Origin of the sequence: Actinokineospora inagensis DSM 44258, from assembly GCF_000482865.1 — a bacterium.
GTDB classification, from domain to species: domain Bacteria; phylum Actinomycetota; class Actinomycetes; order Mycobacteriales; family Pseudonocardiaceae; genus Actinokineospora; species Actinokineospora inagensis.
Map to the genome: position 1 here is coordinate 1 of NZ_AXWW01000071.1, position 13,891 is coordinate 13,891.

Consider the following 13,891-nt stretch of genomic DNA (forward strand, 5'->3'; position numbering starts at 1 on the left):
GCCTGGGTAAGGCTAAAAGGCGGGGCCACTGGAAAGCGTGGCCTTACCCGCCTGCCGGCTTAGGCCACCGCTCCCCCCAAACAAAACAACTTCACCACAACGGGCGGTTGGGATCGGCGGCTTTCGAGGCGCGCGGGGCAGGTTCTGAGTGGTGCTTCACCACACGGAGTTTCTGGGCTGGCGGGGCCAGTCTTGTGTGGTGGGTTGTCGCGTGGGTTTTTGGGGCTGGTGGGGCCGGTTCTGTGGTGGGTTGTTGGGCGGGGTTGTCTTGGCTGGCGGTGCAGTTGGCGGCGGTGCCTCATCACGTGGCGGTTGTCTTGGTTGGTGGTGGCAGGTGGTGGTTGTCGCGTGGTGGTGTTGTCGGGGTGCGGGGTGCGGGGTGCGGGGTGCGGGGTGCGGGGGTGTTGCGGTGCCTCACCGCGCGAGGGGGTGTTGTGGTGTTGTGTTAGGCCAGGGAGTCTTGCCAGGCGGAGTGGAGGGTGGCGAAGTGGCCGGGGGGGGCGATCAGGGATTGGGGGGGGCCGTCTTCGGTGATGTGGCCGTCGGTGATGACTAGGACTCGGTCGGCGATGAGGACGGTGGAGAGGCGGTGGGCGATGATCAGGGCGGTGCGGTCGGCGAGGACGGATTCGAGGGCTTGTTGGACGATTCGCTCGGTGGGGAGGTCGAGGCTGGAGGTGGCCTCGTCCAGGACGAGGACGGCGGGGTTGGCGAGGAAGGCGCGGGCGAAGGCGACGACCTGGCGTTGGCCTGCGGAGAGGCGGCCGCCGCGTTTGCGGACGTCGGTGTCGTAGCCGTTGGGGAGGGCGGTGATGAAGTCGTGTGCGCCGACCGCTCGGGCGGCGGCTTCGACCTCGGCGCGGGTGGCGTCGGGTTTGCCGAGCAGGATGTTGTCGGCGACGGAGCCGGAGAAGAGGAAGTTCTCCTGGGTGACCATCACCACCGAACCTCGTAGGTCTACATCGGACACTTTGCGCAGGTCGATGTCGGACAGGGTGACCGAGCCCGCGGTGGGGTCGTAGAAGCGGGCGACGAGTTTGGCCAGGGTCGACTTCCCGGCGCCGGTGGGGCCGACCAGCGCCACGGTTTGGCCTGCGGGGATGGTCAGGTTCACCGACGGCAGGACGACGGGGGTGTCGGGGCGGTAGCGGAACTCGACGTCGGTGAAGTGGATGGGGAGGCCGCCGGGGCGGGTCGGGAGCGGGCGGGGGTGGGTCGGCTCGGGGACGTCCGGGTGTTCCTCGAGCAGGCCGGAGATCTTCTCCAGGGCGGCGATCGCGGCCGAATACGAGTTCATGAACATGGCGATCTCGTCGAACGGGTCGTAGAAGCGGCGCAGGTACAGGGTGAACGCGGCGAGCACGCCCAGTTCCAGCGTTCCGTCGGCGACCCGGTAGGCGCCGACGGCCAAGATCACGGCGAGCGACAGGTTGCCGATCAGGCGGATGGCCATGGTGAACACGGCCACCACGGACAGCGAGGTGCGGGCGGCGGTGCGCACCCTGCCGTTCAGACCGTCCATGATGGACTTGTTGCGGTCCTCCCTGCGGAACGCCTGGACCGCGCGGATGCCGTTCATGGTCTCGACGTAGTGCACGATCACGGTGGCGACCCGGCCGCTGACCCCCCGGTACGCGGTGTTGGAGTGGCGCAGGAACCAGCGGACAGCCAGGTACAGCAGCGGCAGGGCGACCAGGGCCAACGCGGCCAACTGCAGGTCCAGGGTCAGCAGGATGACGATGATGCCCGCGATGGAGGACACCGACGCCAGCAGATCGTCCATACCGGACTCGAGCAGGTCGCCCAGGGTGTCGATGTCGTTGGTCTGCCGGGCGATCACCTTGCCGGAGGTGTACGACTCGTGGAAGGACACCGACAGCCGCTGGGCGTGCCGGAAGATCCGTTGCCGCAGTTCCAGCACCACGTCCTGACCGATCCGACCGGACAGCACCAGGAACAGCGCCCAGCACCCGGACGAGGCGAGCGTGCTCGCGGCGTACCCGACGACGCACCAGGCCAGCACGGCGAGGTCGCCGTTGACCGCGTGCGGGATGCCGGTGTCGATCACCACGGCGATGATCAGCGGTCCGGACAGCCGCGCGGCGCTCTCCAGCACCATGATCACCAGGGCGGCCCAGACCCACTTGACGTGCGGGCGCAGCACCGAGCGGAGCAGGGTGCGCGATCGGTGTTTCAGCTTCAGGGTGACCTTGCGGTCGATCTCCTCGGTGTCCTCGGCGGCGACGCCCCGCCAATCCTCTTCTGCGGTGCTCATGACGCGACCTCAACCGGTTCATCGTCTACAGTGGACAAGAGATCCCGGTACGCCGGGCTGGTCGCCAGCAGGTGTTCGTGCGTGTCGACGGCCACGATCCGGCCGCCGTCGAGCATCGCGACCCGGTCGGCGAGCTTGACGGTGCTGGGGCGGTGCGCGACCACCAGGGCCGTCACGCCGGACAGCACGCTGCGCAGGGCGCGTTCCACCTCGGCCTCGGTGTGCACGTCCAAAGCGGACAGCGGGTCGTCGAGCACGAGGACCTTCGGTTTTCCGACCACGGCGCGCGCCAACGCCAACCGTTGCCGCTGACCGCCGGACAGCGACAGGCCCTCCTCGCCGATGCGGGTGTCGAGCCCCCACGGCAGCCGCTCGACGAACTCCTCGGCCTGCGCGATCCGCAGCGCGGCAAGCACTTCGTCGTCGCTGACGCCGGGGGAGCCGAGGGCGACGTTCTCCCGCACGCTCGCCGAGAACAGCACCGGCTCCTCGAACGCCATCGCCACCACGGACCGCAGGTCGCCCAGCCGCAGCTCGCGCACGTCGACGCCGTCCACGGTGATCCGGCCGCCGGTGACGTCCGCGAGCCGGGGGACCAGCATGGTCAGCGTCGACTTGCCGGAACCGGTGGGGCCGACCAGCGCCACCGTCTCGCCGGGCCGCAGCGATAAGTCCACTCCGGACAGGATCTCGGAATCGGCGCCGGGGTAGGTGAAACGGACACCTTCGAAGTCGACGGTGCCCGTGGCGTCGGCCGGGATGTCCTTCGGCCGCTGCGGATCGGTGATGGTGACCTCCGCGTCGCGCACCTCCCAGTACCGGGTCGCCGAGGACGCCGCCTGGTTGGTCTCCGCCAGCAGCCAGCCGATGGAGTCGGTCGGCCAGCGCAGGTACGTCGCCACGGTGATGCCCGCGACGAGGGTGCCCACCGTCATCGACCCGTTCGCCACGCCCAGCGTGCCGAACAACAACTGCGCGGCGATGCCCAACTCGGGCAGCAGGATGATCGCGCCCCACAGCACGGCCAACATCTTGATCTTGGCGATCTCGGTGCCGCGCAGCTCGACGGCCTGCCTGGCGAACTTGCGCGCCAACTGCGGGCCCCGGCCGAACGCCTTGAGCACCCGGATGCCCAGCACCGACTCCTCGACCGTGGTCGCCAGGTCACCGGCCTGGTCCTGGGCCTTGCGGGCCAGCCGCTGGTACCGCGTCTCGTACTGCGTGGAGATCACGATCAGCGGCGCGGCACAGACGACCGTGATCAGCCCGAGCACCGGCGACAGGGTGAACAGCACCGCGAACCCGAGCACCAGGGTCAGCGAGTTGACCACCAGGAAGATCATCGCGAAGGCGATGAACCGGCGCAGCGTGGACAGGTCGCTCACCGCGCGGGAGAGCAACTGGCCGGACTGCCAGCCGTCGTGGAACCCGATCGGCAGCCGCTGCAGGTGGGCGTACAGGTCGGCCCGCATCCGCGCCTCGACCAGCGTGCTCGGCCCGGCGACCAGCTTGCGCCGCACGTAGAACAGCATCGCCTCCGCCGCGCCGAGCACCGCGACCGCCAGCGCGAGCCACGGCAGCACGGCCGTCTCCTTGCGGGCGACCGGCCCGTCCAGGATGTGCTGCAGGATCAGCGGGATGGTCAACCCGCACACCATCGACCCGAGCACCGACGCGCCCGACGCGATCAGCTTGCCGCGCACCGGCCGCAGGTACGGTCCGAGCCTGCGCAACGCCACCAAAGTCGGTGTCTGGTCCATCCCCGCCCCCTCACGGTCCGTCGACCGACGTTAGCGAGCCGGGTGCGGCCGGGGCATCCGAGTTTTTCCGGTCACGGCCTGGTCAAGATCGACGACTGGCCGTGCCGACCGGCGGCATCATGGTCCCCATGACCCGGCCCGACCCCGTCCGGTCCCTGCGCACGGCCGCGACCATGGCCTACCCGGCCGGTCGCCTGCTGGCCCTGCGCGACGGCCGCCACCACGTCCTCGCCCCGGACGGCTGGATCGCCATCGGCACCGCCACACCGCCCACGGCCACCCGGCTCACCCGCCCGGACGCGGTGCGGTGGTGTGCGCGGGAGGGGATCTCGGCGGCGGTGCTGGACGAGGTCCCTGCTCTGGGCTGAGCGGGTGCCCGCATCCGGCATGTGGATGGGCAACAGTGTCGACACCCGCCTGGCCGGTGGCGCGGGCGCGAAAAGACCCGGTCAGCCCCGGTTGGAGCGGGTGCCCAGCAGGACGTCTTCCCAGGACGGGACGATGGGGCGGGCCTTCTTGGCCTTCGCCGGGCGTCGCGCTGGCTCGGTCTTGCGGGCGGGCTCCTCCATGAGCGCGTCCTGTTCCGGGATCTCCGCCGCCGGTGTCTCGTCCTCGGCGACCGGTTCCTCGACCTCCGGCTCCGGCTCCGGCTCGACCTGGGGTTCCGGGGTCAGCTCGAAGTCGGCGACGAAGTCCGGTTCCTCGACGGCCACCGGCTGCGGCACCGGCGCGGGCACCGGGGCGACCGGCGGCGCGAACACCGCGTCGTCGAGCTCCGGGTCCGGTTCCGGCTCGACCGGCCGGGGCGGTTCCAGGTTCAGCGCGGCCTGGGCCAGCTCGGTCACCGGCCGCACCGTGCGCAGCGGCCGGTTGGGCTGGGGGTCGAGCAGGTCGTGGGCGTGTTCGTCGAGCGGGCTGACGGTGCCGCCGTGCGCGCCGGGGTGGAACGACCAGTGCGCGCGGTTGAGCGAGCGGCCCGCGGTCCAACTGAGCTGGACGACCCACTTGCCGTCCTCGCCGCGCCAAGAGTCCCAGTCGGCTACCGCGAGGTCCTGGCCGCGCAGGCCGAACGCGTGCGCGACGACCTCGCCGAGGGTCTGCAGGTCGGGGCCGTCCTCGCGGACGGGGTGGGCGCGTTGGGCCAGTTCCGCAGTGCGGGACCGCTCCAGCAGCACCGGGTAGGCGAAGCGCTCGACCTTGTGCACGGGGATGCCCGCGGCCTCGCTCACCTGCTCGACGGACTCACCCGCGCGAATGCGGGTCTGGATCTCCCGAGGACGCATCTGGCTCTCCAGCTCGATCTCGATCTGGCCGAGTCGGGTGACGTCTCCGCGCGCGGCCGCGCGCAGGCGCTCGTCGGCGGGCAGTGCGAAGCGCTCGCCACGCGCCGGGTCCTCACAGATGACGGTCTTGCCGTCATCCGAGAGCCCGACGACCCGCAGCGCGCGCATCGTGAACCTCCCTGCGACCTGAGCGGACTTCACTCGCCAGCGTCCCACGGTAGATCCGGGCGGCCGTTTCCCGCGCTAGGCGCGCCGCGATCCCCGTGACATCTGCTCGTGATCTTGCCGTATCCACACCCCTCTCCGCGACCGGGTTCGTTCACCGTTCACCCATTCGCGGGCGGGTCAGCGCGGGTCTGCCCGAGTGTGCGCACCGCTCGGTGACGGAACGGGCACAGAACGGCAAAAAGGGCGCCGCCCTCACCAGGAGAGCGGCGCCCGAAAGCGGTACCTCAGCCCAGCCGCTCGACCACCCAATCGATGGCGGAGGTCAGCGTGGTGACGTCCTCCGGCTCGATCGCCGGGAACATCGCGACGCGCAACTGGTTGCGGCCGAGCTTGCGGTACGGCTCGACGTCGACGACGCCGTTCGCCCGCAGCGCCTTGGCCACCGCCGCCGCGTCGATCCCGTCCGCGAAGTCGACGGTGCCGACCACCTGCGAGCGGTGCGCCGGGTTCGCCACGTACGGCGAGGTGTACGCGGTCTTCTCCGCCCACGCGTACAGCCGGTCCGAGGAGTCCTTGGTGCGCGCGACCGTCCAGTCCAGACCGCCGTTGCCGTTCATCCAGTCGAGCTGCTCGGCCAGCAGGAACAGCGTCGCCACCGCGGGGGTGTTGTACGTCTGGTCCTTGAGCGAGTTGTCCAGCGCGGTCGGCAGCGACAGGAACTCCGGCACCCACCGGTCGGACGCGCCGATCTCGCCGATCCGCTCCAGCGCCGCCGGGCTGACCAGGGCCAGCCACAGGCCGCCGTCCGAGGCGAACGACTTCTGCGGCGCGAAGTAGTAGACGTCGAAGTCCTCGGCGCGCACCGGCAGGCCGCCCGCGCCGGAGGTGGCGTCGATGGCGACCAACGCGCCGTCGGACCCGGCGGGCCGCTGGACCGGGACCGCGACCCCGGTCGAGGTCTCGTTGTGCGCCCAACCGACCAGGTCACCGCCCTGGTACGCGATCTCCGGGGCGCTGCCCGGGTCCGCCGACACGACGATCGGGTCCCGCAGGAACGGGGCCTTCTTGTTGACCGTGGCGAACTTCGACGAGAACTCGCCGTAGGTGAACAACTGCGCCTGCTCGCGGACCAGGCCGAACGCGGCGGCGTCCCAGAACGCGGTCGTGCCGCCGTTGCCGAGGATCACCTCGTAGCCCTCCGGCAGCGAGAACAGCTCGCGCAGACCGGAACGCACCCGCCCGACCAGCGACTTCACCGGCTTCTGCCGGTGCGACGTGCCGAGCAGCTTGGCTCCCTCGGCGGCCAGCGCGGCGACCTGCTCTGGGCGGACCTTGGACGGACCACACCCGAACCGGCCGTCGGCGGGCTTGAGCCCGGCTGGCAGCACGAGCGTGCTCGGATCGGCGGTCTGCGTCATTCTGGGGCGCCTTTCTCCGAAATGGGGTGATGGGGACGACCCCGGCGGCGTTGGCGGAGCGTGCCAGCCCATGATGCCACCCATAACACCGGCGTCCACTCGGCACCGGGCCGCCGGTCGCGACACCGCTGGACGCGACACCGCTGGACGCGACACCACTGACCCCGGTCCCGGCGCGCCCCGCACCGGGACCGGGTGGTCCGCGACCGATCTCACGACTGCCGGGTGCGCCAGCCCTGTTCGTCCACGCCACCGGGGATCGCATCGGGGGTGCCGTACGGCTCGCGGGTGAAGACGAACGTCGCCAGGTCCAGGTGGGACACCGCGCCCGCGCCGGTGCGGCACACCCGCAGGGTCTCGCCGGAGTAGTAACCGTCCAAACCGGTCCACTGGTCCGGACCGTCCGGGCGGAACCGGGAGGCGCGGCCGCGGCCGGACACCGGGTTCAGGCTGACCCAGCCGTCCGGCAGCAGGCGCAGCACGTACGGGGTCGGGCCCCAGTTCCACTGGCCGGTGAGCGCCAGCAGCCGGGGGTCGGCCTCGGCCAGCGGCTCCCACTCGTCGGGCAGGACCGGCTCGTGCTGCTCGACGATCTCGATCAGGTCGGCGGCCAGCGCGCCGATCGGCACCCCGGCGGTGGAGTTGGCCATCAGCACGGCGCCGGTGCCGGTCTTCGGGTCGACCAGGTTCATCGCCAGGAAGCCGGGCATCGAGCCGCCGTGGCCGACCACCCGCCTGCCGTTGATCCGCATGACCTGCAGGCCGAGGCCGTACGCCGCGGTCCAGCTCGCGTCGTCATCGATGTGCACCGGCTCGCGCATCTCGGCGACGGTGTCCGGGCTGAGCACGTCGCCGGTGTCGCCGCCGACGAACCGGTTCCACCGGGCCAGGTCCAGCACGCTGCACCAGAGCTGACCGGCGGGGGCCATCGCGACCGCGTCCGGGGTCGGCTCGGGCAGCAGCAGGTCGGCGTAGGGGTGCACCGCCCAGCCGGTGGCGGCGGGCGCGGTGGGCTGCGGCGTGGTCCGGGTCAGCTCCAGCGGCTTGAGGATCTCCGCCTCCAGCACCTGCAGCCAGCTCGCCCCGCGCAGCCGCGACACCAGCTCGCCCAGCACGCCGTAGCCGACGTTGCTGTAGTGGAACTTGGCGCCCGGCCGGTGTTTCACCGCGTCGGCGGGCAGGCTGGCGTCCAGCGCCGACCAGTCCGCGCCCGCCGCCCGCTCCCACCACTGGCCGGGCGACTCCGAGGTCAGGCCGCTGGTGTGCGAGAGCAGTTGGGCGACGGTGACCGCGCCGAACGCGGTGCCCGGCACGTGCTTGTCCAGCGGGTCGTTGAGGTCGAGCCTGCCCTCGTCCCGCAGCCGCAGCACCAGGGCGGCGACGAAGGACTTGGTGATCGACCCGATCCGGTACTGGGTGTCGGTCGTGGGGGTCGCCCCGTCGACCTTGCCCCGCGCGCCGGTCCACGGGAGCTGGTGGCCCCGGCCGACCGCCGCCACGAGCGAGGGCGCCCGGCTCTCGGCCTGTTCGACCGCGATTCGGCGCAGCAGCGCGTTCTCAGTGGTGTGCAGCATGAAAGGAATTGTGCGCCATAACTCAACCCAATAAGCCTCTGGCCATGGCCGTCGTGACCGCGGCGGTGCGGTCGGATACGTCGAGTTTGCCGAATGCGCGCAGCAGGTGTGTTTTCACCGTCGCCTCGCTGATGTGCAGCGACGCGCCGATCTCGGCGTTCGTGCGGCCTTTCGCGACCAGCCCGAGTACCTCGATCTCCCTACCGGAAAGCGCCTGTTTGGCGGGTTGACGGACCTGTCGGACCAATCTCCCGGCTACGGAGGGTGCGAGTACCGTCTCGCCCCGACTGGCCGCCCGAACCGCCCCGGCCAATTCCGTTCTGGAGGCGTCTTTGAGCAGATATCCGGCCGCGCCTGCCTCGACCGCGCGCAGGATGTCCGAATCGGTCTCGTAGGTGGTGAGCACGACGACCCGGCTCGGTCCGCCCGCGGCCACGATCCGACCGGTGGCGCCGACCCCGTCGAGTCCGGGCATCCGCAGGTCCATCAGCACCACGTCCGGGCGCCGCGCGGCGACCACGGCCACCGCCTCCTCACCGGAGCCCGCCTCGCCGACCACGGTCAGGTCCGGTTCGGCCTCCAGCATGCCGCGCAGGCCCTCGCGGACGACCGGGTGGTCGTCGACCAGCACGATGGTGATCATGTCGGTACCTCCACGGTGAGCGTGGTGCCCGCCCCTGGCGCGCTGTGCACGGTGACCGAGCCCGCGACCTGCTCGACCCTGGCCCGCATCCCGCGCAAACCGTAGCCCCCGGCGGGGGTGGCGGGGTCGAAGCCGAACCCGTCGTCGCTGATCGTCAGGGTGACACCCGTTGGTGTGTGGCAGAGGTCGACGGTCACGGAGGCGGCGCCCGCGTGCTTGCGGATGTTCGCCAGCGCCTCCTGCGCCGCCCGCAGCAGCACGACCTCGACGCCGGTGGGCAGCCCGGTCGGGTCACCCTCGGTGTGGAACGCCGCCGCCACCCCGGTCTCCGCGGCCAGCCGCTCCACCAGCCGGTGCAGCGCCTCGCTCAGCGAACCGCCGTCGAGCGCGGTCGGGGTCAGCGCGGCCACCAGCGCCCGCGCCTCGGCCAGGTTCTCCCTGGCGGTCCGCGCGGCCAGGTCGAGCGCGTGCCGCACCTTGCCGCTGTCCCGGTCCACTTCGGACTCGGCGGCCTGCACCAGGGTGACGATGCTGGTGAACCCCTGGGCCAGCGTGTCGTGGATCTCGCCAGCCAGCCTGGCCCGCTCCTGCGCCACCCCCGCCTCGTGCGAGAGCGCCGCGATCCGCGCCCGACTGGCCTCCAGTTCGACGATCAACGCCGCCCGCTCCTTGCTCTGCCGCACCACCCGGTGCACGTAGGACCCGATCAGCAGCGACAGCGACAGACCGAGGACGGTGGTCGGCAACTGGTGCACCCAGCCGACCACCGAGCCGACCCTGAGCTGGATCAGCACCGGCGGGGCCACGTTCAACAGCGTCACCAGCGGCGCGGACGCGGGCAGCGGCAGCGACATGAAGATCAACGGGCACATGACGAACAGCAGGTAGGTGCTGTTCGGCACGAACCACACCGCGCCGAGGAACAGCAGCGAGGTCACCGCCGAGAACACCACCGCGGGCACCCTGCGCTCGTCGATGACCGCGTGCCGCCGCCCGTAGCCCAGGTACACCGCGACGACGGCGGTCAGGCAGGCCACCGCCGCCACCCGGTCGGCCACCGGCGCCTGCCCGAGGACCACCAGCAGGCTGACGAACAGGTAGCCCACGGTGAAGTAGATGTCCCAACCCCAGTAGTTCCGGTCGGGATCACCCACCTTCTTCGCGGTTTTCAGCCCGCCCGCCGCTCGGTCCAGCGGAACGTCGTCAGGCACAGCACCAGCCCGACCACGCACCAGGCGCCCAGCACCAGCGCCACCCGGCCCAGCTCCCACGATCCCGCGACCTCCTCGGCGGCCAGCCCGTCCGGCAGGAACACCGACCGGAAACCCTGCGCCATCCAGCGGACGGGGAAGAACGCCGCCACCCGCACCATCGCACTCGGCAGCGCGCTCATCGCCACGTACACCCCGGAGGTGAACTGCAGGGCGATCACCGGGAGGTTCAGCACGGCCGCCGAACTGCGCCCGGACTTGGCCAGCCCGCTCGCCGCGACGCCCAACAGTGTGCACGCCACCACCGACAACACCAGGATCCACGCCAGCGTCAGCCACTTCGCCGGGTCGCTCGGCAGCTTCAGGTCGAACGCGACGACCCCGACCGCCAGCATCAGCACGACCTCGGCCAGCGTGGCCACCGCCACCAGCACGATCTTGCCGATGAAGTACGCGCCCGCCGTGATCGGCGTCCCGCGCAACCGCTTGAGCGTCCCGTCCTCCCGGTCCGCCGCGATCCCGACCCCGACGCTGATGAACGCGGTGGACAGGATCCCGGAAGCGATCATGCTCGCCGCGAGCACCTGGCTCATCGGGGTGTCGCCGTGGCCACCCTTGTTGAAGATGGACCCGAGCAAGACCAGGACGATGGCCGGGAAGGAGAAGGTGAACAGCACGGCCTCCCGGCTCCGGAAGAACATCCGCAGCTCGGCCGCGCCCCGGGTGAGCCCGTTGCCCAGCGTCGACGGGAGGGTGGTCGTGGTGGGCAGCGCGATCGCGGTCATGCCTTCGCTCCGATCAGGTCCAGGTAGATGTCTTCGAGGCTGGGCTGCTTGACCTGCAACCCGCTGACCGCCCCACGCCCGGCCAGCTCGGCGACCGTCGGCACCGGATCCATCGACCGGACCTCGTGATCGCCACCCGCGTCGTGCCAGGACACCGTCGCCGGAGCCCGGTCCCGCCCCCCGAGCGTGCGCGGCGTCCCCTCGGCCACGATCCGGCCCGCCGCGATCACCGCGAGCCGGTTCGCCAGCGCCTCCGCCTCGTCCAGGTAGTGCGTCGTCAGCAGGATCGTGGTGCCCTCACCGGACAGCGTCCGCACCAACTCCCAGAACTGCCTACGCGCCTCCGGGTCGAACCCCGTCGTCGGCTCGTCCAGGAACAGAAGCCGAGGCCGTCCGATGATCCCCAACGCCACATCCACCCGCCGTCGCTGACCCCCAGACAGCGACCGCACCTTCGCGTCGGCCTTGCCCTCCAGCCCACACAGCTCGACGACCTCCTGCACGTCACGCGGCTCCGGGTAGAACTTCGCGAACTGCAGCACGGTCTCCCGCACAGTCAACTCCGCCGCGTCCGTCGCCGTCTGCAACACAATCCCGATCTCCGACCGCCACCGACGGCCCGCCTTCCCGGGATCAACCCCGAGCACCGCGACCTCCCCGCCGTCGCGATCCCGGTGCCCCTCCAGGATCTCGGTGGTGGTCGTCTTCCCCGCCCCATTGGGTCCGAGCAGCGCGAACACCTCCCCCTCAGCCACCGTCAAGTCCAGCCCCACCACGGCGGGGTTGCTCCCGTAGCTCTTGCGCAACCCGCGCACCTCGATCGCGTCCATACCCAAATCCTGCGCCGTTCCGAGCCCCTCGCGGGACCTGCGACCGACTGAACCCCACTGTCAACCGGTTGATGGACACCCCCGTCCCCCAACCGGCACCCCACCCCCACCGAGCCCGATAAACTCGGCCCCGAACAATGCAGCCCCCGAATCAACCCTAGCGACACGCCCCACTTGCGTTCGAGCCACGAGCAGCCCCCTGTGGACACCCCACCAGGTTGTGGACACCCCAACCATCGGCAGATTCAACCAACCCCGCCAGCTCGCACCGCGCGCCCCGAAACCCCACCCCATATCGACGAAGGCCGCCAGCCCACCCCGCGCGCCTCGAAACCCGCCGATCCCAACCGCCCGTTGTGGTGAAGTTGTTTTGTTTGGGGGGAGCGGTGGCCTAAGCCGGCTGGCGGGTAAGGCCACGCTTTCCAGTGGCCCCGCCTTTTAGCCTTACCCAGGCTACCGCTAGGGGCCCCAAACAAAACAACTTCACCACAACGGGCACCCCGCATTTATCTGGCGCAATCCAGCGGCGTCGTCGAAGGCGACAAGCAGTCCCCCTCAGAAATGCCCAATTTCCCCCCACCCCTCAACATCCTCCGGCTTACGCGCATCCGGCCCAACATACTTGGCAGAAGGCCGAATCACCCGCCCCGTCCGTTTCTGCTCCAGAATGTGCGCACACCACCCCGCCGTCCGGCCACAGGTAAACATCGCAGGCATCATATGCGCGGGCACCTCGGCGAAGTCAAGAATCACCGCCGCCCAAAACTCGACATTCGTCTCGATAGCCCGATCAGGCCGCCGCTCGCGAAGTTCAGCCAGCGCGGCCTGCTCCAACGCCGCCGCCGCCGAAAAACGGGCAGCGCCGAGCTTCTCGCACGTCCGCCGCAGCACCCGCGCACGCGGATCCTCCGCCCGATAAACCCGATGCCCAAATCCCATCAACCGATCCCCACGATCGAGAATCCCCCGCACAACCCCCTGAGGATCGCCCGTGCGTTCCACCTCGGCGATCATCGGCAGAACTCGCGCAGGCGCCCCGCCGTGCAGCGGGCCCGACATGGCCCCGATCGCCCCGGACAGCGCGGCAGCCACGTCAGCCCCAGTAGAAGCGATCGCGCGAGCCGTAAACGTCGACGGGTTCATTCCGTGCTCAGCCGCAGTGACCCAATACGTGTCGATCGCGGCGATGTGCGCCGGATCCGGCTCACCACGCCACCGCGTCATGAACCGCTCCGTGATGGTCGAGCACTCGTCAATGCGCCGCTGCGGGATCGCGGGCTGGTGGATGCCCCGCGCCGACTGGGCCACATAGGACAGCGCCATGACCGAAGCGCGGGCCAACTGCTCCCGCGCTTCCTCGTCCGTGATGTCCAGCAGCGGCCGGTAGCCCCAGATCGGCGCGAGCATCGCCAGCCCGGCCTGCACGTCGACCCGCACGTCACCCGAGTGGACCGGGACGGGGAACGGCTCGGCGGGCGGCAGGCCGGGGCCGAAGCGGCCGTCGACCAGCAGGGCCCACACGTTGCCGAAGGTGACCCGGCCCGCCAGGTCCTCGATGTCCACGCCCCGGTAGCGCAGGGCGCCGCCGTCGCGGTCGGGTTCGGCGATGTCGGTGTGGAAGGCGATGACACCCTCCAGGCCCGGCCGGAACCCGTCGTCCGGGGACTCGGGCTTGCTGTCCTGCACCGCGTTGTGCATGTGCTCCGCCTTTCACGCCATGGCCACGACTGGGTCTCGCCGGGTGTGCGTCGGCAGCGGTGTGTGGGGCGTGATCGCCGGGCACCACTGCGCGGCTGCCGAAACCATGCTCCTCCCCCCAGGGGTTAGCAATCGTTCACACCGGTGTCTTCGGTCACGATCCAGTGAAACGATCCAGATTGTCGTTGATCTCCATTGCGCCTGCCCGGGTGTCCGCTGTCACCGTGCGGGCGGTTTCCGTTCACC

General features: G+C 70.6%; 11 protein-coding genes. 1 reads left to right on the forward strand and 10 read right to left on the reverse strand.

Annotation, left to right across the window (positions count from 1 at the left end):
* Positions 1 to 445: 445 nt before the first annotated feature.
* Positions 446 to 2,275, reverse strand: coding sequence for an ABC transporter ATP-binding protein (locus H504_RS0123210; RefSeq protein WP_026424726.1), 1,830 nt, complete (start codon positions 2,273 to 2,275; stop codon positions 446 to 448).
* A complete protein-coding gene (locus H504_RS0123215; protein WP_026424727.1) occupies positions 2,272 to 4,035 on the reverse strand; it encodes an ABC transporter ATP-binding protein in 1,764 nt (587 codons plus the stop codon). The genes H504_RS0123210 and H504_RS0123215 overlap by 4 nt, the downstream gene beginning before the upstream one ends.
* Positions 4,036 to 4,163: 128 nt before the next feature.
* On the opposite strand from H504_RS0123215, the gene H504_RS0123220 reads away from it, so the two are divergent.
* Positions 4,164 to 4,403 carry a hypothetical protein gene (locus tag H504_RS0123220; protein ID WP_245614422.1) on the forward strand — a complete coding sequence of 80 codons (240 nt, stop codon included), beginning with the start codon at positions 4,164 to 4,166 and terminating at the stop codon, positions 4,401 to 4,403.
* Between the two features lie 81 nt (positions 4,404 to 4,484).
* On the opposite strand, the gene sepH is transcribed toward H504_RS0123220, so the two are convergent.
* From sepH to H504_RS0123260, 8 genes are all read right to left on the reverse strand, one after another.
* Positions 4,485 to 5,486, reverse strand: a complete 1,002-nt coding sequence (sepH, locus tag H504_RS0123225) for a septation protein SepH (RefSeq protein ID WP_026424729.1) — start codon at positions 5,484 to 5,486, stop codon at positions 4,485 to 4,487.
* A gap of 284 nt (positions 5,487 to 5,770) precedes the next feature.
* Entirely contained in the window at positions 5,771 to 6,904 is a 1,134-nt protein-coding gene (gene serC / locus H504_RS0123230; RefSeq protein WP_026424730.1) for a phosphoserine transaminase, read from the reverse strand.
* Between the two features lie 212 nt (positions 6,905 to 7,116).
* On the reverse strand, positions 7,117 to 8,478 hold the full coding sequence (locus H504_RS0123235; protein WP_026424731.1) for a serine hydrolase domain-containing protein: 1,362 nt from the start codon (positions 8,476 to 8,478) through the stop codon (positions 7,117 to 7,119).
* Positions 8,479 to 8,500: 22 nt separating this feature from the next.
* Positions 8,501 to 9,121, reverse strand: coding sequence for a response regulator (locus tag H504_RS0123240; RefSeq protein WP_026424732.1), 621 nt, complete (start codon positions 9,119 to 9,121; stop codon positions 8,501 to 8,503).
* The gene (locus tag H504_RS0123245; RefSeq protein WP_051386173.1) at positions 9,118 to 10,332 is read right to left on the reverse strand and encodes a sensor histidine kinase; all 1,215 of its coding nucleotides are present in this window, start codon (positions 10,330 to 10,332) and stop codon (positions 9,118 to 9,120) included. Before H504_RS0123245 ends, H504_RS0123240 begins: the two co-directional genes overlap by 4 nt.
* Positions 10,290 to 11,117, reverse strand: coding sequence for an ABC transporter permease (locus H504_RS0123250; RefSeq protein WP_026424734.1), 828 nt, complete (start codon positions 11,115 to 11,117; stop codon positions 10,290 to 10,292). The genes H504_RS0123245 and H504_RS0123250 overlap by 43 nt, the downstream gene beginning before the upstream one ends.
* Positions 11,114 to 11,947 carry an ABC transporter ATP-binding protein gene (locus H504_RS0123255; protein ID WP_157440596.1) on the reverse strand — a complete coding sequence of 278 codons (834 nt, stop codon included), beginning with the start codon at positions 11,945 to 11,947 and terminating at the stop codon, positions 11,114 to 11,116. Before H504_RS0123255 ends, H504_RS0123250 begins: the two co-directional genes overlap by 4 nt.
* A gap of 555 nt (positions 11,948 to 12,502) precedes the next feature.
* Entirely contained in the window at positions 12,503 to 13,645 is a 1,143-nt protein-coding gene (locus tag H504_RS0123260) for a citrate synthase 2 (RefSeq protein WP_026424736.1), read from the reverse strand.
* Positions 13,646 to 13,891 lie beyond the last annotated feature (246 nt).